At 65.2% G+C, this 26,658-nt stretch carries 23 protein-coding genes; 13 read left to right on the top strand and 10 right to left on the bottom strand.

The annotated features are described in order from the left end of the window. The first annotated feature begins 50 nt into the window (after positions 1-50). Entirely contained in the window at positions 51-512 is a 462-nt protein-coding gene (locus C3Y92_RS14915; protein WP_129353849.1) for a hypothetical protein, read from the top strand. Between the two features lie 277 nt (positions 513-789). Here C3Y92_RS14915 and divK read toward each other — a convergent pair whose 3' ends face one another. From divK to C3Y92_RS14895, 4 genes are all read right to left on the bottom strand, one after another. After that, positions 790-1,146, bottom strand: coding sequence for a DVU0259 family response regulator domain-containing protein (gene divK / locus C3Y92_RS14910; protein WP_015859983.1), 357 nt, complete (start codon positions 1,144-1,146; stop codon positions 790-792). A gap of 140 nt (positions 1,147-1,286) precedes the next feature. Beyond that, on the bottom strand, positions 1,287-1,646 hold the full coding sequence (locus C3Y92_RS14905; protein ID WP_129353847.1) for a response regulator: 360 nt from the start codon (positions 1,644-1,646) through the stop codon (positions 1,287-1,289). Between the two features lie 71 nt (positions 1,647-1,717). Further along, positions 1,718-4,090 (bottom strand): PAS domain S-box protein, encoded by a 2,373-nt coding sequence (locus tag C3Y92_RS14900; protein ID WP_129353845.1) that lies wholly within the window; start codon positions 4,088-4,090, stop codon positions 1,718-1,720. A gap of 149 nt (positions 4,091-4,239) precedes the next feature. Then, positions 4,240-5,352 (bottom strand): TOBE domain-containing protein, encoded by a 1,113-nt coding sequence (locus C3Y92_RS14895; RefSeq protein WP_129353843.1) that lies wholly within the window; start codon positions 5,350-5,352, stop codon positions 4,240-4,242. A gap of 280 nt (positions 5,353-5,632) precedes the next feature. Between C3Y92_RS14895 and hmcA the strand changes: the two genes are divergently transcribed. The 9 genes from hmcA to C3Y92_RS14850 all read left to right on the top strand — a co-directional run bounded on the left by hmcA (position 5,633) and on the right by C3Y92_RS14850 (position 15,472). Beyond that, positions 5,633-7,390 carry a sulfate respiration complex hexadecaheme cytochrome HmcA gene (gene hmcA, locus C3Y92_RS14890; protein ID WP_129353841.1) on the top strand — a complete coding sequence of 586 codons (1,758 nt, stop codon included), beginning with the start codon at positions 5,633-5,635 and terminating at the stop codon, positions 7,388-7,390. A gap of 28 nt (positions 7,391-7,418) precedes the next feature. Then, positions 7,419-8,471 (top strand): sulfate respiration complex iron-sulfur protein HmcB, encoded by a 1,053-nt coding sequence (hmcB, locus tag C3Y92_RS14885; RefSeq protein WP_129353839.1) that lies wholly within the window; start codon positions 7,419-7,421, stop codon positions 8,469-8,471. After that, a complete protein-coding gene (hmcC, locus tag C3Y92_RS14880; RefSeq protein WP_129353837.1) occupies positions 8,471-9,643 on the top strand; it encodes a sulfate respiration complex protein HmcC in 1,173 nt (390 codons plus the stop codon). Before hmcB ends, hmcC begins: the two co-directional genes overlap by 1 nt. A 15-nt stretch (positions 9,644-9,658) precedes the next feature. Continuing rightward, on the top strand, positions 9,659-9,793 hold the full coding sequence (hmcD, locus tag C3Y92_RS21705; RefSeq protein WP_006921815.1) for a sulfate respiration complex protein HmcD: 135 nt from the start codon (positions 9,659-9,661) through the stop codon (positions 9,791-9,793). A gap of 34 nt (positions 9,794-9,827) precedes the next feature. After that, positions 9,828-10,505: a sulfate respiration complex protein HmcE gene (gene hmcE / locus C3Y92_RS14870; RefSeq protein WP_129353835.1), complete on the top strand. Its 678-nt coding sequence runs from the start codon at positions 9,828-9,830 to the stop codon at positions 10,503-10,505. A gap of 36 nt (positions 10,506-10,541) precedes the next feature. Beyond that, complete coding sequence (gene hmcF, locus C3Y92_RS14865; protein WP_129353833.1) at positions 10,542-11,951, top strand: sulfate respiration complex iron-sulfur protein HmcF; 1,410 nt, start codon at positions 10,542-10,544, stop codon at positions 11,949-11,951. Positions 11,952-12,010: 59 nt separating this feature from the next. After that, positions 12,011-12,940: a universal stress protein gene (locus C3Y92_RS14860; RefSeq protein ID WP_129353831.1), complete on the top strand. Its 930-nt coding sequence runs from the start codon at positions 12,011-12,013 to the stop codon at positions 12,938-12,940. Between the two features lie 42 nt (positions 12,941-12,982). After that, positions 12,983-13,339, top strand: a complete 357-nt coding sequence (locus C3Y92_RS14855) for a response regulator (protein ID WP_075355151.1) — start codon at positions 12,983-12,985, stop codon at positions 13,337-13,339. 204 nt (positions 13,340-13,543) lie between these two features. Continuing rightward, on the top strand, positions 13,544-15,472 hold the full coding sequence (locus tag C3Y92_RS14850) for a hybrid sensor histidine kinase/response regulator (RefSeq protein ID WP_129353829.1): 1,929 nt from the start codon (positions 13,544-13,546) through the stop codon (positions 15,470-15,472). A 479-nt stretch (positions 15,473-15,951) separates the two neighbouring features. Here the strand turns inward: C3Y92_RS14850 and C3Y92_RS14845 are convergent, their stop codons facing one another. The 6 genes from C3Y92_RS14845 to C3Y92_RS14820 form a co-directional block, all read right to left on the bottom strand. Continuing rightward, on the bottom strand, positions 15,952-16,749 hold the full coding sequence (locus C3Y92_RS14845) for a TIGR03943 family putative permease subunit (RefSeq protein ID WP_129353827.1): 798 nt from the start codon (positions 16,747-16,749) through the stop codon (positions 15,952-15,954). Then, on the bottom strand, positions 16,746-17,750 hold the full coding sequence (locus tag C3Y92_RS14840) for a permease (protein ID WP_129353825.1): 1,005 nt from the start codon (positions 17,748-17,750) through the stop codon (positions 16,746-16,748). Before C3Y92_RS14840 ends, C3Y92_RS14845 begins: the two co-directional genes overlap by 4 nt. Beyond that, the gene (locus C3Y92_RS14835) at positions 17,747-19,480 is read right to left on the bottom strand and encodes an ABC transporter ATP-binding protein/permease (protein ID WP_129353823.1); all 1,734 of its coding nucleotides are present in this window, start codon (positions 19,478-19,480) and stop codon (positions 17,747-17,749) included. The genes C3Y92_RS14840 and C3Y92_RS14835 overlap by 4 nt, the downstream gene beginning before the upstream one ends. 225 nt (positions 19,481-19,705) lie before the next feature. Then, positions 19,706-20,080 (bottom strand): iron hydrogenase small subunit, encoded by a 375-nt coding sequence (locus tag C3Y92_RS14830; RefSeq protein ID WP_129353821.1) that lies wholly within the window; start codon positions 20,078-20,080, stop codon positions 19,706-19,708. Between the two features lie 10 nt (positions 20,081-20,090). Then, positions 20,091-21,356, bottom strand: a complete 1,266-nt coding sequence (locus C3Y92_RS14825; RefSeq protein ID WP_129353820.1) for a [FeFe] hydrogenase, group A — start codon at positions 21,354-21,356, stop codon at positions 20,091-20,093. A gap of 572 nt (positions 21,357-21,928) precedes the next feature. Beyond that, positions 21,929-23,632, bottom strand: coding sequence for an FAD-dependent oxidoreductase (locus C3Y92_RS14820; RefSeq protein WP_129353818.1), 1,704 nt, complete (start codon positions 23,630-23,632; stop codon positions 21,929-21,931). Between the two features lie 230 nt (positions 23,633-23,862). On the opposite strand from C3Y92_RS14820, the gene rsmI reads away from it, so the two are divergent. The 3 genes from rsmI to C3Y92_RS14805 are packed head-to-tail and all read left to right on the top strand — an operon-like array spanning position 23,863 to position 26,612. Continuing rightward, entirely contained in the window at positions 23,863-24,708 is an 846-nt protein-coding gene (rsmI, locus tag C3Y92_RS14815) for a 16S rRNA (cytidine(1402)-2'-O)-methyltransferase (protein WP_129353816.1), read from the top strand. Positions 24,709-24,726: 18 nt separating this feature from the next. Next, positions 24,727-26,277, top strand: a complete 1,551-nt coding sequence (locus C3Y92_RS14810; protein WP_129353814.1) for a sensor histidine kinase — start codon at positions 24,727-24,729, stop codon at positions 26,275-26,277. Then, complete coding sequence (locus tag C3Y92_RS14805) at positions 26,274-26,612, top strand: Hpt domain-containing protein (protein ID WP_129353812.1); 339 nt, start codon at positions 26,274-26,276, stop codon at positions 26,610-26,612. The genes C3Y92_RS14810 and C3Y92_RS14805 overlap by 4 nt, the downstream gene beginning before the upstream one ends. The last annotated feature ends 46 nt before the right edge of the window (positions 26,613-26,658 follow it).

Here is a 26,658-nt window from a genome sequence, read left to right as displayed (position 1 = left end):
CAATCGCGGCGGGGAAGGGCCTGCCCATCCGAGGAACTCGACGCGGGCAGATGTTGACATTGAAATTCAATTTCAATAAAGCGGAGAAAACGCCCGCCAGGGCGCAACTTCAACCGCGAGGCGCTTTCATGTTTCGTCCAGAGCAGTATGCCCCGGGATCGGGCGTCGGCGAGGAGCTGGTTTATCTTAACGGCCGGCCGGCCCATGCGATCCGGCTGCATTCGGTGCGGTTTTCGGCCGACGGGATGCGAATGATCGGGGAGGCGATTTTGGCGGTGGCCCAGGAGTACGGGCTGCCTGATGGGCTTATCCGTCGGCGCATGGCCGGGCGGCTTTACAGCGTGCCGCCCAGCCCGTCGCTCTATTTTCTTTTTCACATGCCCGAGATCGAAGCGGACATGCATATCGAGATTCCGCCGGCCTATTGGCGTTGGACCGGGCTTGGGCCGGACCTGGGCGCGGGGGAGGGGAGGGGCGGCCGTTGTCCGGGTGATGACGCCGAGGTTGCTTGAGCCGACCGGGACCGACCCAAGCAGCCGGTCAGACCGAAAAAGGCGGGACCGCCGGGTCCCGCCTTGGAGCGCGTTGTTGCGGCCCGGGAAGACTCCGGGCGTTTGCAGCCGCCTTGCGGCATGGGCTTGACGCGACCGGCCGGCCAGGGACAACCCGGAAAGCGGGTCTGGACTTTCGTGTCGCGTCCCCGAAAACCGCCCCTGGCGTTTTTCGGGCAGCAGCTTAAAACCATTACCTTTTCTTCAAAACTACCGTCGTCTTTCTGCAGGGGCGCGGCTACTCGCCCAGGGCCTTTTTGACGGCCGTCAGCACCGCTTCGGGCTCGAAGGGTTTGCGGATGGCGGCCACGGCCTTGCGGATGGACTGGTCATGGCCGTCGAGGCCGCTGATGACGATGACCGGCGTGTGCTTGAACTCTTCTTTCTGGCTGTATTTGCGGTAAAAGCGCGGCCCCCATTCGTTGGGCATCTCCAGGTCCAGGGTGATGCAGTCGGGGCGCTCTTTTTCGAGGACCGAAAGGGCGACTTCGCCGTCGGACGCGCTGCACACGTCATAGCCGTTGTCGGCAAAAAGGGTCGTCAGGTACGAGATGATCTGCGGATCGTCGTCGACCACCATGATTTTCTTGGCCATGCCCGTCTCCTTGTGGCTTGGCCCGGGTGATGGCTTACCCGGGCGCGCTGCGTCGCATCCTGGCGTTTTGTAACGCGAATTGCTTCCTCTGCCAACCGTGAATTATCCATTTGCCTAAAACGGCTTGTCCTGGGCTTTTTTTAGTTGTCGTCCTGTCCGAGAATATCACGAAGCGCGGCGAGTAAGGCCAGCCGGTCGATGGGTTTGTCGAACACGGCCCGGGCTCCGGGGATCACGTATTTGAGGCCGGGATGGCCGGTGATGACCACGATGGGGATGTCGCGGCCGGATTTCTCCAGGGCGCGGTTGAACTTGGGGCCGGTCATGTCCGGCATTTCCAGGTCCAGGGTGATGGCGTCGGGGCGCTCGGATTCAATGGCGGCCAGGGCCTGCTTGCCGTTTCGGGCGGAGACCGTGCGGTAGCCTTCGTCGGTGAAGACGTCCTCGAGGTAGGCGACAATATCCGGATCGTCGTCCACGATCAGGATGGTATGGGCCATGGGGGCCTCCGGCTGCGTTAGTGTCGGCGTCCGTTATGAAACGGATGGGCCGGGACAGGCAAGGAAAAACGTCAGTCGCGGGGCGGGAATGCTTCGCTCTGGGGGGACTGGCCGGGATCGGGCCAGACCGGCAGCCGGATGGTGAAGCGCGCGCCGCCCTCCGGCGCGGCGTCGGCCACGATGTCTCCCCCGTAATCCTTGACGATTCCGTAGCTGATGGACAGCCCGAGCCCCGTTCCCTTGCCCACTTCCTTGGTGGTGAAAAACGGTTCGAAGATGCGCCCGACCACCTCCGGGGCGATGCCCGGACCGTTGTCGGCCACGCTTGCGGTCACGAATTGCCTGCCGTCCACGGTGTCCAGCCCGGCGGCGATGGCGATGCGCTTGACCCCGGGCACGGATTGCTGGCCGTAACGTTCGTCCACGGCGTCCCGGGCGTTTAACAGCAGATTCATGAACACCTGCTCCAGGGGATTGGCCTGGGCGGCCACGTCTGGCAGGTCGTCCGGCAGCTCGAAGGTCACCTCGATGTTGCGGACCTTGAGCTGCTGGGAAAAAAGCTCAAAGGTGCGCCTTATGACCGCGCCCAGGGACACGGCGGCGACGTGGCGGTCGGCTTTGCGGCCAAATTCCCGCATGTGGTTGATGATGCTGGTCGCCCGGGCGATGTGGCGGCTGATGCCCTCGGCCATTTCGGTCAGCGTGTCCTGGTCCACGCACTGGCCCCGGCGCACTCGGCGCACGAGGAGGTCGGCGATGGTCTGGATGACGGTCATGGGCTGGTTGAGTTCGTGGGCCACGCTGGTGGACATCTCGCCCAGGGTCGCCATCTTGCTGGCCTGGATGAGCTGCTGTTCGGTCTCCAGACGGCTGGTGATGTCGGTGACCGAGGCCAGGTAGACCTGGGCTCCGGGATAGGCGGCCGAGGAGGTGCGCACGGCGGCGAAAAAGCCCGTGCCGTCCTTGCGGCGGTGGCGCACCCGGTCGATGTGGCGCTGCGCCCGTATGGCCGCCTCGAAGGGCGCGACGTCGGGTTCGTCGAACAGCGAAAGAAACGGCCGGCCAAGGAGTTCCGTTGGCTGGTAGCCGTAGAGGGTCTCGGGCCTGGCGTTGCATTCCAGGATGGTCAGGTCCTCGGGGGACAGCACGAAAAGCGCCGAGGGGATGCAGCTGAAGATGGCCTGATACTTTTTGCGGGAACGCTCCAGCTCCTCTTCCAGGAACTTGCTCTCGGAAATGTCCAGGCTGATTTCCATGACCGAGGCGATGGCCCCGGATTCGTCGGTCATGGGCGAGGTGCTGACGAAAAAGGTGCGACGGCAGCCGTCGCGGTCCACGGTGATCTCCTCGGTGACGTGGGGCAGGCCGTCCTCGAAGGTGCGGATGACCGGGCAGTGGACGCAGGGTTCGTCGCGGCCCTTGTAGACCTTGTAGCAGTACTCCCCGGGGCGGGCGTGGAATTCGTCGGCAAAGGCCTGGTTGTAGCTTAAAAGGCGCAGGTTCTTATCCTGGACGGTGATGGTGCAGGGCACGTGCTCAAAAAGGTCCTGGTAGCGGTTTTTCTGGCGCACCAGCTCGTACTGCTTGGCGAACACCTCGCGGCCCATGGTGTCGATGGCCCGGCCCAGCTCGCCCAGTTCGTCGGACTGCTTGAGGTCAAGGCCCGTGAACCCCCGGCCCGAGGCAATGGCCCTGGTGGCCCGGATCATGGCCCGCACCGGGCGGTTGACCAAAAGGTGGGTGCACAGAAACAGCACCAGGAAGGTGCCGGCGGCCGCGCCCAGGGCGGCCAGGAAATTGCGTTCGGTGTAGCCGGCCAGCATGGCTTCGCTGCCGGCCTGGGACACGGTGATGTCGAGTAGGCCCAGGATCTTCTTGTCGGCCGGGTGGACGTGGCAGGGGTCGCCCGCGCAGGACGGTTCGTTTTCGATGGGGCGCAGGATGCCGATGCAGGGATGGCCCGAGGCGTCGGTGAAAAAGCGGGTGCGCTCGCGCCGGGGAATGTGGACCTGGGGCGGGGTCGTGCGGTGGCAGACGTAGCAGGCCTCTTCCTTGATGTCGGTGGTCTCGTCGATCTCGGAGAGGAGGTTGGAATACTTGATCTGGCCTTTTTTATTGTAGACGCGGATGGAGATGATGCCCTGCTGGGTGCTGATGCTCTTGATGATCTCCCGGATGGAATCCGGGGCGTAGGTGAGCATGGCATAGTGCAGGCCGAGGTTAATGGTGTTGCCCAGGCGGTCCATGTCCGACATGGCCGCCTCGGTGGACAGGGTCTTCATGGCGTTGATGTTGAGCGACGACCACAGGAAGAAAAAGAGCATCAAGGCCGCGCCCGAGGCGATGGCCAGTTTGGTGATGAGCGAGCAGCGGATGGAGCGCAAAAGCCGCGGCAAGGCGGCGGCAAGGTCGGCGAGCTTGGGCAGGGCCAGGCGAGGCGTCATGGCGGACCCTCCGGTGACGGCGCGGCAGGCCGGCCAGCCGCGAAGCCTGTGTGAAAGCAACGCCAGAACCTAATCCAGATTTCCCCTAAAAACCAGCGTATTTGTGCGGGGTCGCCAACAGGGCGGCCGGACGCAGGCGAGTGTTGTGATCAACCCGCTGAAACAATGACGGAAAAGGCGCTGACAAGGACCGTGACGCCGTCGCCCTGGCAAAACCGCAGCTCGGCCAGGGCGTCCAGGCCCAGGGTAGCGGAAATGCGCGTGCCGTCGGCCAGGGCGGCCACCACCTCGGCGACGTCGGCGCCCCGGGTCACCCGTTCGACCACGCCGCGAAACCGGTTCTCGGCCGGGTGCGTGTCCGGAGCGACGCCCGCTTCGGCCGCGTCGGCCAGGGCGAGCAGGGCGCCCTTGACCCGCACCGTGGCCAGCCCGCCCAGGCGCAGGCCCAGGGCTTCCAGGCTCTTGGTGGAAATGACCGCCGTGAGGTCGTGGCCGCCCAAGGTGCGCACGGTCAGGCGCGACTGGATCTCGCCGGCCTCGATGGCGGCGATCTTGCCGAAAAAGGTGTTGTACTGCCCGGCCGCCCGGCGGTTTTCCCGGTCGAGGAAATGCTTTTCCAGGCGCTTTTGCTCTTCCTCGGGCAGATCAAGGAAGGCGGCGGTGGAGTTGGCGGTCAGATGCCCCAGGATGCGCTGGACCACGGTCAGGGGCACGCCGTTTTGCAGCAGTTCCACGGCCCGGGAGCGGCGCAGGGTGTTGGGGTTGGCCAGGTGCTTGGGAATGCCGGCTTCGCTGGCCCGGTCGTAGATGACCCGGCGGACGTAGCCCTGGTCGAGATGGAAAATTCCCCCCCGGTGCGGGGTGTAATCCGGGTCGCGCAGGAGTTGCTTGAGTTCGGCGTGGAGCTCTCCGGGCAGATAGACCTCGCGCCGGGGCTTGGCGTCGGTGTCGCGGCCGCCGCCAAGCAGCACCTTGCGGCAGGCCAGGACAAAGTCCTTCTGGTCGTCGATGGCCAGAATTTCCCCCAATTTCGCTCCGGTATAGCGCAGCAGCAAAAAGACCAGTCGCGTGCGGTTGCGGGAGACCACCGACCGTTTGCCCTTGGCCTTGGCCACCCAGGCGGCAAAGGCGGCGTCCAGGCAGCGCATCTGCTCGACCGTGAGAAAATTGGGTTCGTTCGCCTCGATGGGGGGCGTGGTGTCGTGGTCGTGCATGGGCTGTCCCATATCCCCCAGGACGTGCTCCAGGTCAATGCCGCTCAACGTGGCCTCCGGGTTTCGTTTATCACGAAAAGAAAAAATGAGGTGACAATTTTCACAAAAGCGGCTAACTTTATTGTCACGCAAGTTTTGCAACTCGTGACAAACTTGGCGGGCACTGTCAATAGGCAGTTTTCGCCAAGCCTGTCGCCGGGTTGCGTTCTGGATCGCAAGTCCATGATTTTGACCGCGGGCCAAGGGAGGTGCGAGGGCAGGAGCAGTACGTCTATTGCCAACCTGGGGAAGGGCGAAAGCAACACGTAAGCAGAGGGTCGAAGAAGGTATGAAAAACGGAAAACGGCGCATGAGACAGCTGCTGGCCGTCCTGGCCATTTGCGGCATTGGCGGCTTGTCCGCTTTGCCGATGGGCCGGGCCACCGCCGCCCAGCCGGTCAGCGACAAGCAGCGGGCCGACATCGTCACCATCGATGCAATGAAGGCCTACGGCAAATTGTCGCAACCCACCGTGGCGTTTTTGCACGACAAGCACACCACGGCTTTGGGCAAGCAGAAAGACTTTTACAAGAAAGAGTGCGGCACCTGTCACCTGTCCGACAAGGACGGCGTGATGCAGCTCGGATACATGAGCCAGGGCAAGCCTGTATCCGGCGAGAAGCTGCGCGACAACTACCACAACAACTGCATCAGCTGTCACAAGGACATGGCGGCCGCCGGCCAGAAGACCGGCCCCACCGACGTCCAGTGCAAAGGCTGCCACAACGCCACGCCTGACGTGGCCTCCAACTGGCAGCCCCTGGTCGTGGACAAGCGGCTGCATTACCGCCACGCCGCCACCCAGGAAAAAGCCGACAACAAGTGCGGCGCCTGTCACCACATCTTCAGCGAGAAGACCGGCAAGACCGTTCCCGCGCCCAAGCCGGAAGAGGTCCCCGGTTCCTGCTCGTACTGCCACGGCGAGACGACCACCGTGGTGGAAAACCGCCAGCCCAAGGAGATCCGCTCCCTGCGCCTGGCCGCCCACGGCGAATGCGTGACCTGCCACAAGGCCGCGGCCGCCGCCGGCAAGGACGTGCCCACCGGCCCGGTCACCTGCGCCGGCTGCCATGGCCCCCTGGATCAGAAGGCCATCGCCGAGACGTCCTTAAAGAAAGTTCCCCAGGGCGCGGACCTGCGCATCAAGCGCGGCCAGCCCGACTACGTCATGGTGCGTCCGGCCGCCGTCCAGACCTCCATGGCCACTCCGGGCAAGCCCTATGCCGGCATGCCCGCCGTGCCCTTTGACCACAAGTACCACGAAGCCAAGAGCGAGACCTGCGTGTCCTGCCACCACGCCGCCCTGTCCTCCTGTTCGGCCAAGTGCCACACCCCGGCCGGCGTGAAGGAAGGCGGATTCGTGACCCTGGAAGGCGCGATGCACAACGTCGGCGCGACCCAGAGCTGCGCCGGTTGCCACGCCGTGGCCCAGAAAAAGCCCGAGTGCGCCGGCTGCCACGACCCCATGCCCAAGGGCATCGGCGGGGTGGACAAGTGCGGTTCCTGCCACGTGCCCGGCGACGCCGCCCTGCAGGAGGCCATGACCTCCATGATGGCCAAGCCGGCCAGCGCCGACACCGCCGCCGCCGAAGCCGACCTGGCCAAGAAGCTGCTGGCCGGCAAGCGCGACGTGACCACGACCTTCCCGGTCGAGGACATCCCCCAGACCGTGACCATCGGGTCCCTGTCCAAGGACTACGAGCCGTCGGTCCTGCCCCACCGCCAGATCGTCCAGGCCATGCTCGACGGCATGAAGGACAGCAAGCTGGCCGGGGCCTTCCACGCCACCGACGCCGCCGTGTGCCAGGGCTGCCACCACAACAGCCCGGCCTCGAAGACGCCGCCGCGTTGCGGCAACTGCCACCAGGCCGTCGAAACGACTACCGCCTCCGCCCGTCCGGCGCTCAAGGCCGCCTACCACAACCAGTGCATGGGCTGTCACAAGGCAATGGGCATCGAGGGCAAGGTCGTCAGCAAGGCTCCGGGCGCCAAGCCCGTGCCTGCCGCCACGGACTGCGCCGGTTGCCACAAGGAAAAGAAGCAATAGGACCCAAACCAGCAGAGGTCTCGCTACAATGAAACGTAGACACTTTCTGGGCCTTCTGGGCGCGGCCGGCGTCACCCTGGGCTCCGGCGCGACGGCCAAGGCCGCGTCGCTTGGCGACGTCAAGGGACTGCCCAACGCGGGCGGCGTGCTCTTCGACGCCTCGCGCTGCATCGGCTGCCGCAAATGCGAAGCGGCCTGCAACCAGGTCAACGACCTGCCCAAGCCCGCCAAGGCCTTTGACGATCTGACGGTGCTCGACGCCACGCGCCGCACCGACGCCAAAACCTACACCATCGTCAACAAGTACGTCCCGGATGCCGGCAAGCCGCCGGTCTTCCGCAAGATCCAGTGCAACCACTGCATGGAGCCGGCCTGCGCCTCGGCCTGCTTCGTGGCGGCGTTTAAGAAGTCCGAAACCGGCGCGGTGGTCTACGACCCCGACGTCTGCGTCGGCTGCCGCTACTGCATGGTGGCCTGCCCGTTCAACATCCCGGCCTACGAGTACGACAAGGCCTTCACTCCCCGGGTCATGAAATGCACCATGTGCCAGCCGCGCCTGCTCGAAGGCAAGCTGCCCGGCTGCGTCGAGGCCTGCCCCAAGGAAGCCCTTGTCTTCGGCAAGCGCCGGGAACTGCTCAACCTGGCCTGGGACCGCATCGGCGGCAATCCCGGACGCTACGTCGAGCATGTCTACGGCGAGCGCGAGATGGGCGGCACGAGCTGGCTGACCATCGCGCCCAAGCCGTCCTTTGCCGCCCTGGGCATGGACGAAAACCTCGGCACCACCTCCGCGCCGGAGCTGACCTCCGGGGCCCTGGCCGCCGTGCCGGCCGTGGCCGGCATCTGGCCGGTGCTCTTGACCGGGCTTTACGCCATCAGCAAGCGCAAGGAGAAGATCGCCGAGTCCGAGAAGCAGGCCGCCGTCTCGGCCGCCATCGCCAAGGCCAGCGCCGACGCCGAAGCCAAGCTCTCCGAGGAACTGGCCAAGGCCGAGGTGGCTAACAAGCGGCGCATCGAGGTCGAGGTCAAAAAGGCCCTGGAAGCCGCCGCCAAGGCCGGCGAAGAAGGGGAGGACGCGTAATGTCGACGGAAACTCAGAAAGGGACGCTTTTCACTCCCTGGAACATCGTCGCCGGCATCATCCTGGCCGCCGGCGTGGTGGTCACCATCATGCGCTTCACCATGGGCCTGGGCGCGGTGACCAACCTCTCCGACAACAACCCCTGGGGCATCTGGATCGGGTTTGACCTGCTGTGCGGCGTCGCCCTGGCCGCCGGCGGCTATACCACCTCGGCCGCCTGCTACATCTTCGGGTTCAAGCGCTTTCACGGCGCGGTGCGCCCGGCCATCCTGACGGCCTTTTTGGGCTACGCCCTGGTCGTGTTTGCCCTCAACTACGACGTCGGCCGCCCCTGGCGTCTGCCGTACCCGATCTTCTACCAGCAGGGGACCACGTCCATCCTGTTTGAAGTCGGTCTGTGCGTGTTCATCTACTTAACGGTGCTGTTCCTCGAATACCTGCCGGCCGCCCTGGAGTGGAAGCGGGGATTTGACAAGTACCGCGACATCCTGGTCAAGCTGACCATGGGCCTGACCATCCTGGGCGTCATCCTCTCGACCCTGCACCAGAGCTCGCTGGGCGCGCTGTATCTCATCGCCCCGTCCAAGCTGCACCCCTTGTGGTACACGCCGTACCTGCCGGTCATGTTCTTCATGTCCAGCATGTTCGCCGGCATGTCCATGGTCATCTTCGAGGGAACGCTGTCGCACAAGCACTTCCATCACAAGATGGACGACGAATACAACCTTGGCTACGAAGACCTGCAGATGGCCTTCTCCAAGGCGGCCGCCTGGATCATGGCCGGCTACCTGGCCATGAAGCTCCTGGGCCTGGCCATGGACAACCGCTGGCAGTTCCTGGGCACCGGTTACGGCGCCTGGTGGCTGGTCGAGGTCGTCGGCTTCGTGGCCCTGCCGTGCTATGCCTACGCCGTGGCCTACCGCGACCGCAACTTGAAGCTCGCCCGGTTCACCGCCCTGTGGACGGTGCTCGGCATCGTGCTCAATCGGTTCAACGTGAGCCTGGTGGCCTTTAACTGGCAGCTGCCCAGCGTTGACCGCTACTTCCCGAGCGCGGGCGAGATCATCATCTCCTTGTTCGTGGTCACCATCGGCGTCATCGCCTTCCGGTTCATCGTCACCCGGATGCCCATCTTCTACGTGCATCCGGCCTACAAAGACTCGTCCCACTAGGACAGGGGAACAGCCATGTTCAATACGTTGCAAGACCTGATGCTCCACAACAAGAGCATCACCTACGTCCTCATGGGCGTCGTGCTGATCTGCTTCGTCGGATTCTGGCACTTCCTCACGGACAAGGAAGAGCGTAAACGCCGCTACTAGGCTGATCGGACCGCGATCGCCAAGGAGAACACCAATGTATGCATTCCTGACGGGTCCGATGCTGTGGCTGTCGTTCGCCATATGCATCCTCGGCTGCGCCTGGCGCGCCTATATGTACGTCAAGGGCCTCAACTGGCAGCTTGACCGCGTGGCCTACGGCCACAAACCCGATCTGGCCGTCAAAGGGGCGCTGAAGTCCATCTTCCACTGGCTCATTCCCTTTGCCTCGTGCAGCTGGCGGGCCAAGCCGGTCTTTGCCACGGCCTTCTTCCTGCTGCACATCGGCCTGGTCATCGTGCCGATCTTCCTCTACGCCCACGTCATGATCGTGGCCGAGCGCTTCGGCGTGTCCTGGCCGACCATGCCCGACGGGCTGGCCGACATCCTGACCATCCTGGCCGTTCTGGCCGGCCTGTTCATCCTGTTGCGCCGCTTCGGCTTAAGCGAAGTGCGCATCATCACCACCCGCCAGGATCTGGGGATCATGGCCATCAGCCTCGCCCCCCTGGTCACCGGCTTCGTGGCCGCCCACCAGAGCGGCGACGGCAACGGGTGGCTGCTCGCCCACATCATCACCGGCGAAATCTGGCTCATCGCCGTGCCGTTCACCAAGCTGTCCCACGCCGTGCTGTTCTTCTGTTCCCGGGCCCAGATCGGGATCGACTTCGGCACCAAGCGCGGCGGTCAGCGCGGCAGCGGCATCGTCTGGTAAACCGGCCGGCGGGATATCGCCAAGGAGTGACACGTCATGCCTGAAGGGATTTATTGTAATAAGCGGCCGATCACGACGGAGGAGGAGCTCAAGGCTCTGCTCTCCGATACGCGCGGCACGAAATACTACGAGGAAATGCTGTCGCTGGAGGTTGACCGCGAAAAACTGTGGGCAACCATCCAGAAAACCTGCAAATCGCGCACGAAAACCTGGCTCGACATCTGCGCCCGGTGCGGCTTGTGCGCCGACTCCTGCTTTCTGTATCTGGTCAACGACTGCAAGCCCGAGCAGGTGCCGTCGTACAAGATTCAGACCACCTTGGGCGAGATCATCCGCCGCAAGGGCGACGTGGACAACGCGTTCATGCGCCATGCCATGGAAGTGGCCTGGTCCCAGTGCACCTGTTGCAACCGCTGCGCCATGTATTGCCCCCACGGCATCGATATGGGCGTCATGATGGGCTACACCCGCGGCCTGCTCTATTCCCAGGGGTTCGTGCCCTGGGAACTCAAGATCGGCGCGGGCATGCACCGCGTCTACCGCGCCCAGATGGACGTCACCACCGAGGATTGGGTGGAGACGTGCGAATGGATGGCCGAGGAGCAGCAGGACGATTGGCCGGGTCTTGAGATCCCCGTCGACAAGGAAGACGCGGACATCATGTACACCTGCAACGCCCGCGAGCCCAAGCACTACCCCGAGGACTTGGCCGAGGCGGCCATCCTGTTCCACATCGCCGGGGAAAATTGGACCGTGCCCAGCGAAGGGTGGGAGCAGACCAGCCTGTCCATGTTCGCCGGCGACTGGGAAGCCTGCAAGCTGCAGGTGGAAAACGTCTACGCGGCCATCGAGCGCTTAAAGCCCAAGCGGGTCATCGGCACCGAATGCGGCCACGCCCACCGGGCCACGGTCATCGAAGGCCCCTTCTGGGCCGGTCGTCCCGACGGCCAGCCGCCCGCGCCCTACATCCACTACGTCCAGTGGGTGGCCGAGGCCCTTCGCGAAGGCAAGCTCAAGATCGACCCGGCCAAGCGGATCAAGCAGACTGTCACCTATCAGGACTCCTGCAACTACATCCGCAACTGGGGTCTGGCCGAGACCGCCCGCGAGATCCTGTCCTATCTCGTCGAACCGGGCTATCTCGTTGAAATGACGCCCAACAAAGAGCATAACTACTGCTGCGGCGGCGGCGGCGGCTTCAACGGCATCGGCAAGTTCCGGCCAATGCGCAACAAGGCGCTTCTCACCAAGCGCGACCAGATCCTGGCCACCGGGGCCAAGCTGGTCATCGCGCCCTGCCACAACTGCTGGGACGCCATTCGCGACCTTGAGGAAGAGTACCATATCCACATCGATTGGAGCTTCCTCAAGCCGCTGCTGCTCAAAATGGTCATCGTGCCCGAACACCTCAAGCCCAAGGACGAGGACGACGGCGACGAGGAATAGGGAAGAGGTGCGCCTAACCGCACGCAACCTCCACCTCTAACACGAAATAGGGGTTTGGAATGTTCAATAAGATCCTGTTTGCGACAACCGGTTCGCCGGAATGCGACAGCGCCGCCCGCGTGGCCTTTGACATGGCCCGCCAGTACGGCTCGACGCTGACGCTCTTCCACGTGCTCGGCATCCCGGGCAAGGGCGACAGCAATCTCGTCATCGACACCCGCACCGGCGAGGAAGTCGATGCCGACGCCGAATACCTGGAAGGCGTGGCCGAAGAGCTGCGCACCACCTACGCCAAGCAGCTCGAAGCCCTGCCGGGCGTGGAGATCGAAGTGGCCGTGGGCGTTCCCTCCCGCGAGGTGCTGCGCATCGCCCGGGCCAAGGACGTGGACATGATCGTCCTGTGCGGTCCGTCCGAAGGCCAGCAGTCCGGCTTCTACAAACGCGGCGTGGTCGGCGACAACCTGCGCAAGGTGGCCAAGGCCGCCCGCTGCCCGGTGCTGACCGTCAGCCGTCCGTCCGCTTCCTTCTGGGGCGGATTCTCCAACATCGTGTTTGCCACGGACTTCTCCAAGGCATCCGAGTCGGCCTTCCAGTTCGCCAAGACCGTGGTCAAGGCCGTGGACGGCGAGCTGCACATGTTCCACTGCGTGGATTTGAGCCGCTTCCAGTCGCCCATCGCCCTGACCCAGGACGGCATCGAGGCCAAACTGGCCGAGTCCCGCCGTCGGCTGCACCACGAATACGCCACCCAACTCGGGGATTTCAAAAGATATACTTCCGAGGTATGGGAGGGCACGCCCTACGTCGAAATCGTCAAGTTCGCCCGTGAACGCCAGGCCGACCTCATCGTCATGGCCCACCACGCCCGCGACGTCGATCCCGACGAACGGCCCTTCGGCAGCACCCTGGAACAGGTCATCGTGCGGGCCACCTGCCCCGTGGTGAGCGTCAACCGTCCCGACAAGCTGCCCCAGGCGGCCGAGGCGTAAGCCCCCACAACCTCCCGGGGACGCAAAAGGAGAAAGGGAAACATGCCCAAGACCATCCTTATCGTGGACGACGATCCCAATATCCGGGAATACCTGGAGACTCTGCTCACCGACAACGGCTACGAGACCATCGTCGCCGAAAACGGGGAAAAGGCCCTGGAAGTGCTGGCCGCCCATACGCCCGACCTGATCACGCTGGACATCGAGATGCCGGACAAGACCGGGCCGTGGTTCAACCGGGCGCTGCAGCGGGGCAAGACCTACGCCAACATCCCCATCATCGTCATTACCGGCCACACGGGGCTCAAGTACGTGATCCCCAACGCCGTGGGGTCCTTGAGCAAGCCCTTTGAACAAAAGGAACTGCTCGATCTCGTGCGCGAAACCATAGGCTCCTAAACCCGTCCCCCGGGGCGCGGCCAACCCGCCGCGCCCCGGGGACGGTTTTGAGCCAAACACGCGGCTTGGCTCGCCCCGACCGCCTGCGCGGTCCAGGCAACGCCGACGCGTTTCGGGCCTTCCCGAAACCGCCGGACGCCTGCCGGTCTCCGGTCTCGTCCGACCGCCGCCGGCCCGGCGGCCAAGGCGACAAGGACCACGGCCATGAGCGAACGCCTGTTGCTCGTCGACGACGAGGAGGACATCCGCCGATTCCTTGGCATGTTCCTCGCCGACCTGGGCTATGAGGTCCACGCCGCTGAAAACGGCGTTCAGGCCCTGGAAATGTTCGATGCCATTGCGCCCTCCATCGTGCTCACCGACATCAAGATGCCGGTCATGGACGGGCTGGAGCTGCTCAAGCACATCAAGGCCAAATCGCCCGAAACCGAAGTCGTCATGATCTCCGGCCACGGCGACATGGATCTCGCCATCGGCTGCCTGCAGTACGACGCCGCCGACTTTGTCACCAAGCCCATCAACCACGACATCCTCGACGCGGCGCTCAAGCGCGTGGAGGAAAAGATCATCCTGCGCCGCGAACTCAAGCAGTACACCCAGAATCTCGAAAAGCTCGTCCAGGAAAAGTCCCGTCGCGTCATCGAACTCGAACGCCAGCTGGCCGCCGGCGAAATGGTCGAAACCATGTGCCAGGCCATCTCCTGCCTGTCCGAGGATTTTGGCGACAAGGCCGGCTATTTCAATGAGATGCCGTGCTTCGTGGCCGTGCACAACCGCTCGCTCACCGTGGTCGCCACCAACCAGCTCTATAAGGAACGCCTGGGCGACATGGTCGGCCACCACAGCTGGGAAGTCTACGTGGGCCAAGCCATTCGCGGCTTCGACGGCCCGGTCTGGAAGACCTTCGAGACCGGCAAGGGCCAACGCTCGCGCGAGACCATGCTCTGCAAAAACGGCCGCGAACTGCCCGTCATGGTCCATACCTCGCCCATCGGCGAGCGCGACGGCAAGGTGGAGCTTGTCCTGGAACTGGCCGTGGACGTCAGCGAAATCAAACGCCTCCAGGAAGAACTGCGGGTCACCCAGCAGAAGTACATGGACCTGTTCGAGGCCACGCCCTGCTATATCGCCGTGCGCGACCGCGACTACCGCATCGTGGCCAACAATACGCTTTTCAAACAGGATTTCGGCGAAGGCGTGGGCAAGCTGTGCCATGAAGTCTTCCGCCACCGCGACACGCCCTGCCCGGACTGCCCGGTGGACGCGACGTTCGAGGACGGCACGGCCCACAGCCTCGAAGCCGTGGTCACCTGCCGCGACGGACGCACCAAAAACGTGCTGACCTTCTCCGCCCCCATCCGCAACGCCCAGGGCGAGGTCGTCGAGGTCATGGCCCTGTCCACCGACATCACCCAGATCCGCGAACTTCAAGATCACCTGACTTCGCTGGGGCTTATGCTCGGCTCCATCTCCCATGGCGTCAAAGGCATGCTCACCGCCCTGGAAGGCGGCGTCTACCGCCTGGAATCCGGCATCAAACGCCAGGACATGACGCGCATCACCGACGCCGGCGACACCATCAAATCCCTGGTCGGCCGGGTGCGAAACCTCGTGCTCAACGTCCTGTATTACGCCAAATCCCGCGACATGGCCGGCGACCCCGTGGACGTCAGCCACCTGGCGCAAAACGTCGCCCAGATCGTCGAACCCAAGGCCGCCCGGGAAAAGATCGTCTTTACCTGCGACATCCCGCCCGACCTCGGCACGGCCGACCTGGACACGGCCAACCTGTCCGCCGCCCTGGTCAATATCCTGGAAAACGCCATCGACGCCTGCACCGCCGATACCGCCAAGGACACCCACGCCATCAGCTTCAAGGCCAGCGCCGACGCCGACGCCGTCACCTTCGACATCACCGACAACGGCATGGGCATGTCCCAGGAAACCCGGGAAAAAGCCTTCACGCTCTTCTTCTCGTCCAAGGGTTTGAAAGGAACGGGCCTGGGGCTTTTCATCGCCAACGACGTGGTGAAAAAGCACGGCGGCCGCATCGACCTGACGTCCGAGCCTGGGGAAGGGACGCAGTTTCATATCGTCGTGCCGCGAAGAAAGGCCGAGGCGACGGGGAGTTAGAAGGAAGAATGCCTCCGGCGGCCAAAGGGGCTGAGCCCCTTTGGAAACCCCGCCTGGGTTGGGTAAAGGGAGGGGGCGCGTCAGTGGTTGGGAGTTTGTAAGACTCCTTGGGCGCGCAAGCGCTGGCGGCTGCGCCGCGTGGGTCGTTGTAATTTTTGGGCCGTCGATGCGCCCGGCTGTCGCCGGGTGCTCGACGGCCCAAAAATTTCAACGACCCGGTTCGCCCGGGGCTACACGGTATGGGAAAATTGGGTGAATAGGGCTATGACGCTGCTGAAGGCAGGTTGGGCTTTTGTTTTGAGCTAGTCCAGGAGTTCTTGCTCAAGACTCGGGCCGCCGCCCACCGACATCACCCCCGCCCGTCCGTCCAACCCCAGGTCGGGGGTCCGGGGGCCTGAGGCCCCCGGCGGGGCTTGGGGCAGCGCCCCAATCTTCGGCTTTACGCTCTCTCTCCCTCTACCGTCTCCATCTCCCTTCCCTCAAAACGCGTACGGCTCGGCCTGCCGCCATTCGAACATGTACGTTTCTTCCGGGATCAGTTCCTTGGCTTCCACCGTATCCGTCGCCAGCAGCGCCGCCGCCGATACCGAGGAAAAGCTCATGCCGGGCAGGATGATGTCCTGGCGGTCGTTTTCCGGGATGACGGCCAGATGGCCGTAGGCGATGACCCAGCTTTTGTCGGCCGGCGGTTCCTGGCCGGGCGGCGTTTTCACGCGAAACCCCACGGCCGTGCCGTCGGCAAAGCAGCACCAGACGGCCAGTCGGTAGAGGACGAACTCCCCTTGAGCGTCGAGTTCGGGACTACGGTGGACGAAGCCGCGCACGGCGTAAGGGCGCTCGAAGGCGGGGCCGGGCCCTTTGGCGGCCACGTCGTAAAGTTCGCCGGTGTTGATGGGGACGTAGTCCTGGCCGCTGGCGCGCAGGCGTTCGGGGACCGGGGCGATTTCGGGGGGGGGCAGGCTGGGCGCGACGCTGAAAACGTCGCTGTCGTCGTTGGCCGAGAGTGTTTGCAGGCCGCCTTCGGAGAACCACACGAGGCAGGCCAGGGCGAGGTAGCATAGGCCCCGGCCAAGGCTCGCCCTGGCCACGGGACGCAGGGTTGCGTAGGCCCCCAGCACGGCCAGGACCACGGCGGCGGCAAGGGTGACCGGCTTGAACTTGGGATTTAAGTACATCCAGTAATTGCCGATGGTCGCCAGCCAGCCCATGAACCCGGCCAGGGCCAGCATGGCCAGGCCGTCGCAGCGGGCGGCCAGGGAGGCGAGAAGCCCTGTCATGACGCGCCTCCGGTGATGATGCCGTAGATGACGCAGGCGACAAAGACGATGGCGGCTGGAACAATGGCGAGCACCCGGGTCAGGCGCGGGGTGAACACCTGCCGCCACATGAGCAGGAGCTTGAGGTCGAGCATGGGACCCAGGGCCAGGAAGGCGAGCTTGGCCGCGGCCGGGAAGGTGGAAAACGAGGCGGCCACGAAGGCGTCGGCCTGGGAGCACAGCGAGAGCACCACGGCCAGGGCCATCATGCCCGGGATGGCCAGGACGAGGTCGTTTTCCAGGGCCATGACCACGGAAACAGGGACATAGGCCTTAAACGCCGCCGCCACCATGGAGCCCAGGATCAGCACCTTGGCCATGTCCAGGAAGTCGGCCATGGCGTGGCGCATGGCTGAGGCGACCTTGTCGCGGCGGTTGGGGATGACGGCGGCCAGGGGCAGGGCGTCGGCGAGGGACCCGAAGGGCGTGCCCGGAAGGGTTGCCGGCCCGTGGTGGTGGGCGTGGCCTTCGGGGCCGTGGTCATGGCCGCAGCCGCAGGCCGGGGCGGCGGCGGCGGGATCGCGCAGGAGCGACAGAGCGTCGCGGCCGCCGGCCCAGTAGCCGACGACAAGGCCGGCGACGATGACCAGGACGCAGCGCCAGATGGCCATGGTCGGATCGCCCCGGAAGGCCACCAGGGTGGCTAAAAGCGACACGGGATTGATGACCGGCGCGGCCAGCATGAAGGCGACCGCCGCGCCGGGCGGCACGCCTTTGCCGATGAGCCGGCGGGCCAGAAAGACCACGCCGCATTCGCAGCACGGGGTCAGCGCGCCGATGCCAAGGCCCACCAGGGTGGAGGCCAGCCGGCCCTTGGGCAAAAGCCGCGTCAAGCGGTCGCGGGGCACGTAGGCTTCAACCAGCCCCGAGGCCACGGACCCCAGCAGCAGAAACGGCACGGCCTCCAGCACGATGGAGAGCGTGGCCTGGGCAAACAGATCGAGATTGTGCAGGGCGTTCATGCGGTGGCGGCTTCCAGGCGGTAGACAGATTCGGCGGCGGCCGGATCGGTGGGCACGAAACGCACGACGCGGTGGTGGAAGGCGGCAAGGGACGGCCGGTGGGCGATGCTCACGATGGTGGTCTTGGGCAGACGCTCCACCAGCAGGCCGTAGAGTTCCTTCTGGGAGGCTTCGTCCAAGGCCGATGAGGCTTCGTCGCAGAAAAGCCGGTCCGGGGCCAGCAGGATGGCCCGGGCAAAGCCCAGGCGTTGCTGTTCGCCCGAGGACAGCTCCTGGCTCCAGTGGCGTTCCTCGCCCAGCAGCGCAATCAGATGGCCCAGGCCGCAGTCGGTGAGCACGGCGGCGATGCGCGCCTCGCCGTAGATATCCGGGGCGTCGGGGTAGGCCACCGTGGCGGCCAGGGAGGCGATGGGCAGGTAGGGTTTTTGGGGCAAAAATAGGCTGCGGCCCTCGGCCGGCAGGGCCAGGGTTCCGGCGGCGTAGGGCCACAGGCCGCCGATGGCCCGAAAGAGCGTGGATTTGCCGCAGCCGGCCGGGCCGGCGATCATGACGCGTTCGCCCGGGGCCACGGCCAGGGCGGCGTCGGTGAGCAGCCTGCGGCCGTCGGGCAGCGACAGGCTGGCGTCCGTCAGGGCCAGGGCTTGGCCGGCCGGGGCGGGGGTGCGGGTAAAACCGGCGTCCTTGGCCGCTTCGAGTTCGGCCAGGGCGTGGGCGAAGCCGGTGAGTCGATCCACGGTGGCGCGCCACTGGGCCAGCTGGGTGTAGGCTTCGATGAACCAGGACAGGGACGATTGGACGTGGTTGAAGGCCGAGGCGGTCTGCATGAGGCCGCCGAGCTGGATGGCCCCGGAGAAATAGCGCGGCGCGGCCACCAGGAAGGGGAACAGGACGGCGGCCTGGGAGTAGCCGGCGGAAAACCAGGTCAGGCGCTTTTGCTGGCGCATGATGGCCCACCAGTTGGCGACCACGTGGCTGAAGCGGCCGGAGAGATTGCCGGCTTCCTGGGTTTCGCCGCCGTAAAGGGCGATGGGTTCGGCGTTTTCGCGCACACGCACGAGATTGTAGCGGTAGTCGGCCTCGTAGCGCTGCTGGAGGAAGTTGAGGCGAATGAGCGGCCGGCCGATGTAGTGGGTGAGAAACGAGCCAAATCCGGCGTAGAGCACGGCGGCCCAGAGCATGGAGCCGGGCAGTTGGATGTCCAGGATGTGGATCTCGCCCGAGAGGTTCCACAGGATGACGGAAAACGAGGCCAGGGAAACCACGGATTCGATAAAGCCCAGGGTCAGGGAGAGCGTTTGTTCGACGAAGCCGCCGATGTCCTCGCTGATGCGCTGGTCGGGGTTGTCGGCTCCGTTTGGGGAGAAGCGCAGGCGGTAGTAGTTGCGGTGGGTCAGCCACATGGCGGCGTAGCGTTCGGTGAGCCAGCGCCGCCAGCGGATTTGCAGCATCTGGCGCAGATAGATCCGATACACGGCCACGATGATGAACAGGGTGGCCAGGATGGCGAAGCGGCCGAAGAGGCGGAAGAACTCGTCGAGATTTTTTTCCTGGAGCGAATTGTAAAAGAGGTTGTTCCATTCGTTGAACAGCACGTTGAGATAGACGATGCCCAGGCTCATGCCGACGATGACGGCAAGGAGCAGGCCGGATTTCAGGCGCTCCTCGCTTTTCCAATAGGGCTTGGTCAGCGTCCAGAGATCGGCCAGAAAGCGCCGTTTGGTTGCGGACATGGAAGGCTCCTGGTTGCGGTTGGCCGCGCGGGGCGGCCCGGTCCCCGGGCGAGGCATTTGAGCCGGCGCGCCGGGGCGAACCGTACCCCTCTAGTCACTGGCGGGGCCGGTTGCAACCCAAGGGGCGGCAATTGTCCATGAAATTTGCGTCATGCGCGGAGCCGACGAACCCTTGGGGCAGGCACAGGCCCTTGCCGCAGGTTCGCCGACGCCGCCGGGGCGGGGCTATTCGTAGGGGTAGGTGGTTCCGGCGAATTCCTTGGCCCGGGGGTTGGGGTAGTTGCCGGCGGTCTGGAGTTTTTTGATGTTCTTGGAGCGGTCTTCCCAATGGGTGTGCAGAAGCTGCTCGGCCTTGTGGCTCATGGGATGGTCCAGGAAGTTCTTGTACAAGGTCTGGACCTGACCGTTTTGCTGGGAGGCCCGCTCGGGGAACTTGGCGTCGGCCCCGTACACGCCGTCGATGCGGTCGGTCATGTAGTCCTTGAGCTGCCGGGCGGCGGCCACGGCCTTGCCGGTCATGCGAAGCCCTATGAGGGCGCCGCCGGTAAGCACGCAAGCGGCTTTGAGGAAGCCGCGACGGGTCGAAGCGATGAAAGTCATGGCTTGCTCCTTAGGCTTTTTGTTCGTTGTACAGGGCCAGACGTTTTTTGAGCGAGGCGTAGAACTTGGTGGTGCGGCGATCCATGGACTGCAGCACGGTAGGCATGATGGGCTGGCCGCCGCCCATGACGCAACCGCCCGGGCAGGCCATGAACTCGATGAAATGCCAGGGCGACTTGCCGGCCTTGACCACTTCGCAGACCTCGGCGAACCGTTTGGCCCCATGGACCACGGCCACCTTCACGTCCGTGCCGCCCACGTTGACCGTGGCTTCCTTGAGGCCCTTAAGGCCACGCACGGCCTTGAAGTCCCAGCTCTCTGGGGCCTTGCCGGTGACGGCCTGGTAGGCGTAGCGCAGGGCCGCCTCCATGACGCCGCCGGTGACGCCGAAGATGGTGGCGCCGCCGGTGGACTCGCCCATGAGCGCGTCGCGCTGGCCCGGGGCCACGGTGTTGAGGTCGATGCCGGCTTTCTTGAACAGGTAGGCCAGTTCGCGGGTGTCGATGGTGGCGTCGATGTCCTGGTAGCCGCTGGACCAGTTGGCCGGGCGCATGCCTTCGTATTTCTTGGCCGTGCAGGGCATGATGGAGACGGTGAAGACGTCGGCGCGCTTGTATTTCATGGTGTCCGCGCCGTAGGTCTTGGCCAGGGAGCCGAGCATCCCGATGGGGGACTTGCAGGTGGACATGTGGGGGAAGAGCTCGGGATAAAACGTCTCGACGTACTTGTGCCAGCCGGGACAGCAGGAGGTGAACTGGGGCAGGGGCTTGTCGATCTTTTTGGTGAGCCGGCCGACGAACTCCGAGCCTTCTTCCCAGATGGTGACGTCGGCGGTCCACTCGTTGTCCCAGGTGTGGTCGAAGCCGAGCTTTTGCAAGGCTCCGAGCATCTTGTCCGTGGTCACCGCGCCCACGGGCATGCCGAAGCAGTCGCCCAGGCCGTAGCGCACGGCCGGGGCCGGCATGGCGATGACCTTGACGTTTTTATCCTTGAGCTTTTGTTCGATGACCGGAACCCAGGACTGTTCTTCGTAGATGGCCGAGACCGGGCAGTGGGTGAGGCACTGGCCGCAGTTGATGCAGGCTTCGACATGGGGGATATTGTGGGGTTCGCCGGTCTCGCCGTAGATGGCGCCGGTGGGGCAGTAGCCCATGCAACTGTCGCAGCCGATGCATTTGGACTCGTCGATCTTGATGAAGAAGAGCTTGTCCGGATCGGCCTTGGGGTCCGGAGACTGCATTTCGTAGAAGATTTTCTCCATTTCAACGCGGCTCATGAGGCTCCCTCCGCTGGATGAGGCTTGGCCGGACGGGCCATGGCCCGGGCGACGGGGCAGGTCGTCGCCGCGTGGCGCATGGCCGCGTCGGCCAAGCCGGTTTGCGCCGGCCGGGGACTGTTCCCGCGTGGCCCCGAACAGCGCGTTGCCTGCCGGGACGGCCAGGACCGCCTACGCCGCGCGAGCGCTCGCGTGGCGGCGGCGACCGGTGGGGTCGCCGTATCCCGTAGCCGCTGCCACGGCCTCGGGACGGTCCTAGGCCGTCATTTCCGGCAGGGAAAGTCGTGTCTGTATATTTTTTTTATACTATTAATGATGTATAAAATTTTAAATAGTAGCACGAACGCGGTTTACAACGAAATTCCCGCCGGGGCAACCCTCGGCGCTCGACGGGGATGTGTCTCGCGTGGCTTCTTGGCCGGGACGAGTCGGTCGTTTTTTAATAATGTTCAGATATTATAGAGTATTTATTCATGATCCCGGCTCCGGGAAAGATGGAGAGGGCCGAAAAAAAGCGGGGACCGGCTTGTGACCGGTCCCCGCTTGGTGGTTCGGGAAGAGGGGAAGGCGGGCTAGACGTCCACGCCAGCGGCCTTGACCGCGGCCATGCCGCCTTCGACGCTGACCACGTTCTGGAAGCCGGCGTCGGCCAGGGTCACCAGGGCCTCGTAGGAGCGCGCGCCGGTGTTGCACATAAGCACCACGGGCTTGTCCTTGGGCACCTCGTTCAGGCGTCCGCGCAGCTGGCCTTGCGGGATGTTGTGCCAGCGGCCGGGATGCTTCTCCACCAGCGGGCCGCCCTGGGGATTTTCCCGGCAGTCGATGATGTGGACGCCGCTTGCGGCGTTGTCCCAGAGGGCGGCGAATTCCGTGACGGAAATGCCCTTGTTCTGGCCGGACAGAATGTTGTCGGCCGCGTTGGCCACGGTGTTCAAAATATCCATGGCCGAGGCAAAGGGCGGCGAGTAGGCCACTTCCACGTTGGACACGTCGGCCACGGTCGGCTTGTGGGGCAACATGGCGGCTACGGTGTTGATTTTGCCGACCAGGGCGTCGCCCATGGTCCCAACTCCCTGAAGGCCCAACACGCGCTTCGTGCCGCGTTCGGCCACCAGCTCCAGGGAAACGAGGGCGTGTTCGGGATAAAAGTGCGCCCGGTCAACGGCCGTGATGTGGGTGGTGACGGCGTTAAAGCCGGCCCGCTCGGCCTGGGCCTGGGTCAGGCCCGTGCCGGCCGCGGCCAGGTCGAAGAGCTTGACGCACCAGGAGCCGACCACGCCCTCGAAACGAGACGCGCCGCCGGCCAGGTTGTCGCCGATGACCCGGCCTTGCCGGTTGGCCATGGACCCGAGCGGCAGGTACATGGGCTGGCCGGTGACCAGGTTTTTCACTTCCACGCAGTCGCCGCCGGCATAGATGTCCGGGTCGGAAGTGCGCATGAATTCGTCCACGATGACGCCGCCGCGCGGCGAGACGTCCAGTCCGGCTGCCTTGGCCAGGCCGGAATTGGGCACGACGCCCACGGACAGGATCACCAGATCGGCCTCGACCTCGCCCTTGTCCGTGACGACCCGTTCCACCTTGCCGTCGCCCTCGATGGCTTTCACCTGCTCGGCCAAACGGAAGACGACGCCTTTTTCCTCCATGTGCTTGCGGGCCATGGTGGACAGCGTCGGTCCGGTGACCCCGGGCAGGATCTGGTCGAACAGTTCGATGACCGTGACGTCCAGGCCCCACATGTCGGCAAAGGCCACGGCCATCTCCAGGCCAATGAAGCCCGAGCCGATGACGGCGACGGATCCCACACCCCCGGCGGACACGGATTTCTTGATGGCTTCGGCCGCTTCCAGGCTGTCCACGGTGTGCACGCCCGGCAGATCGACGCCGGCGATGGGCAGCTTGCGCGGGCTGCTGCCCGTGGCCATGACCAGCTTGTCGTAGGGGATGACATCCTCGCGGCCGGTGGGCAGATGGCGGGCGGTCACGGTCTTGGCGGCGCGGTCGATGGCCACCACCTCGGTCTCGGACCGGGCGTCCACGTCCTTGATGTCGCGGAAGAATTCCGGGTCACGCACCATGTGGAAGGCCGTGGATTGCAGGCCGGTGATGTCGCTGACCTCGCCGGAAACGTAGTAGGGGATGCCGCAGCCGCCGTAGGAGATGCGGGGACTGCGGTCGAGCATGATGACGTTGCTTTCGGGCTGAAGCCTCTTGAAGCGGCAGGCTGCCTTGGGTCCAAGGGCGACGCCCCCGATGATGACGACCTGTTGCGGCATGATGCGTCCTTGCGTTTTAGTGTTGCTGTACAGTATCGACGCGGCCCTTGCCCCGGGCCGGAAGCGCTTAATTCATACGCCATCGGTCTGAAACGCGGCTTTTGCAGGAGCGCGTCAAGAACCGGGGCATGCGTGAGACGCCGATAAAGTAGTCCAAAGTCGGGCCATGTCAATGGCCGGGCCTTGCCGGAAGCGGCCCGGGAGGCTACCCATGGCCGGGGAGGGCAGGCATGGACAACGACGCCCACAGGCAGGCAAGGCTTTTCATCGTGGCGACGCCGCTGGGCAATCCGGGCGACTGTTCGCCCCGGGCGGCGGCCACCCTGGCCGAGGCCGGGGTGGTCTTGTGCGAGGACACCCGGCGCACCGGGATGCTGCTCAAGACCCTGAATGTTACGGCCAAGCGGCTCATGAGCTTTCACGAGCACAACGAGGAGGCCCGACTGCCCCAGGTGCTGGCCATCTTGGCCGAGGGCCAGGACGTGGCCCTGGTCTCCGACGCCGGCACGCCGCTTTTGGCCGATCCCGGCTACCGGCTGGTGCGGGCCGCCCGGGAGGCCGGTTTCGCCGTCTCCCCCGTGCCCGGCCCCTCGGCCGTGCCGGCCGCCTTGTCGGCCGCCGGCATCGCGCCCTATCCATTTTCTTTTCTGGGTTTTTTGCCGCGCGCGACCTCCCAGGCCCGGGCCACCCTGGCCCGGTTCGGGGCCACCGGGGCGACGCTGGTTTTTTTCGAGCGCAAGACCCGGCTGGCCGAGACCCTGGCCGCCGCCCTGGAGGCCCTGGGCGACCGCGACTGCGTCATCTGCCGGGAACTGACCAAAACCTATGAAGAATTCCTTTCCGGCAAGCTCTCGGACTTTGCCGGCCGGGAGCTGGAGCTGCTCGGCGAGGTGACGGTGGTGGTGGGGCCGGCCAAGGCCGGGCGCTCGGACGAGGAGCAGGCGCAGCTGGTCGCCGCCCAGGAAGCGGCCGTGGGGGGCAAGCCCAAGGAGGTGGCCCGGCGTGCGGCGGCCCGGCTTTCGGGATGGACCCAGAAAGAGGTTTATGCCATGCTCATGGGCCAGGAAACCGGTTGATCGGGAGGACGGGGCCGCATGACGCAGGGGAGTGGAGAGCGGGCGGAAACGTACTGCGTCCTGGACGCCGACGAACGGGAGTACCTGGTCGGCGTGGTCGGCGCGGGACCGGGTTTCGACACCATTTTGGAGATCGTGGCCGGCGAGGAATTCCGGGAATTTTTGCCGCCCATGCAGTTGGCCGGCCTGGTCGGGCTGCCGGCCGACGATCCCCGGCGGCGCGGGGCGCTGCTGTCCGGCGTGCCGGTCTATCCCGACTGCCGGGCGCTTTTCGCCGCCCATCCGGCGATTAATCTCGTGGTGGAGCTGCGAAGCGGCGTTTCCCGCCGGGAGCTCCTCGACGCCATGCCGCCGGGCGCGTCGCTTATCGACAACACGGCCTCCTTTTTCCTGTGCGCCCTGAGCAACGCCGTGTCCGTGGGCGCGCACTGCCGGATGCGCCTGGACCACCAAAAGCTTTTGCTGGAAGCCATCGTGGACGTGGTCCAGGAGGACATCGCCCTGCTGTCCGCCGCCGGCACGGTGGTGGACCTTAACCGCAATATCCTGCACCGCCTGGGCCAGCCCAAGGAATTGCTCGTGGGCCAGCCCTGTTCGGTGCTGCGTTCCGGCCCGGACGATCCGCCGTTTTGCGACCCCGACGACCCGGCCTGTCCGTTCCGGCTGGCCCTGGCCACGGGCAAAAAGGCCGAGCGCCTGCATACCGCCGTTTCGGCCGACGGCCGGCTTCGCTACTACCGCACCTACACCTACCCCATCGCCGACGCCTCGGGCAAAATCGGCCATGTGGTGGTCTTTCGCCGCGACATCACCGACCGCACCGTGGGCGAAATCAGCGCCCGCCAGGCCGAGCGCATCGAGACCATGGGCCGGCTGTCTTCCTATCTGGCCCACGAGCTGCGCAACCCCATGTTCGCGGCCAGCGGCTTTGCCCGCCGTCTGGCCAACATGGAATCCTTGCCCGAGGCGGCCCGGGAACGGGCCGGCATCGTGGTGGCCGAGCTGACCCGCATGGAAGCCCTGCTCAAGCAGTTCCTGGAGTTCGCCCGCCCCGTGGGCCAGGCCGTGCCCGGCCGGGCCGACGCCGACGCCGACGCCAATCGGGCCGTGCTGGCCGCCGTGGAAGCCGTGCGTCCCGAAGCCGAGGCCAAGGGCATCGGCTTTGCCCTGGCCCTGGTTCCGGGCGTGGCCGCCGTGGCCTTCGAGCCGGCGCTGTTAAAGCAGTGCGTGGTCAATCTCTTGCGAAACGCCATGGACGCCATGATCCACGGCGGCGTGGTGCGGGTGTCCAGCGGCCGCGACGCCGACCGGGTGCGGGTGCGCGTGGCCGACAGCGGCCGGGGGCTCACCCACGACAATCTCGAAAACATGTTCAGCCCCTTTTACAAGGCCGACCACTGCGAATACGGCCTGGGGCTGGCCATGGTCAAAAAGGTGGTGGACGACTTCGGCGGCGCGGTGGAAGCCGCCGGAGAGCCCGGCGGCGGCTGCGCCATCACCCTGCACCTGCCCCCGGCCCTGGCCGGCGGCGGAGCCGACGCCGCGACTGCGCCGGGAGGCACGCCATGACCGCCGAACACCCCTTGCTGGATCTGGCCAAGCTGCGCGAACGCTTCGACAACGACGACGAACTGCTGGCCGAAATCTTCGCCGTCTTCGCCAGCGAAGCCCCGGGCCGGCGCAGCGGCATGGAAGCCGCCCTGGCCGCCGGTGACCTGGCCAATCTGGCCGGCATGGCCCATTCCCTCAAGGGCGTGGCCGCCACCATGTTCGCCGAGCCTTTGCGCCAGGCCGCCTACGCCCTGGAGCTGGCCGCCCGTGACGGCGACGCCCCGGCCGCCGCCGTGGCCTTGCCCGTGGTGCTGGAGCGCCTGGCCGCCGTCGTCGCCTGTCTGCCGGGCTAACATCCCTTCCCTCTGGCTTGTTTATTGCGCCGAACGCTCCTGCCAG

Source organism: Solidesulfovibrio carbinolicus (assembly GCF_004135975.1).
Classification (GTDB): domain Bacteria; phylum Desulfobacterota; class Desulfovibrionia; order Desulfovibrionales; family Desulfovibrionaceae; genus Solidesulfovibrio; species Solidesulfovibrio carbinolicus.
Note: the sequence above shows the minus strand (reverse complement) of the source record. Positions and strands in the feature narration are given on the sequence as shown.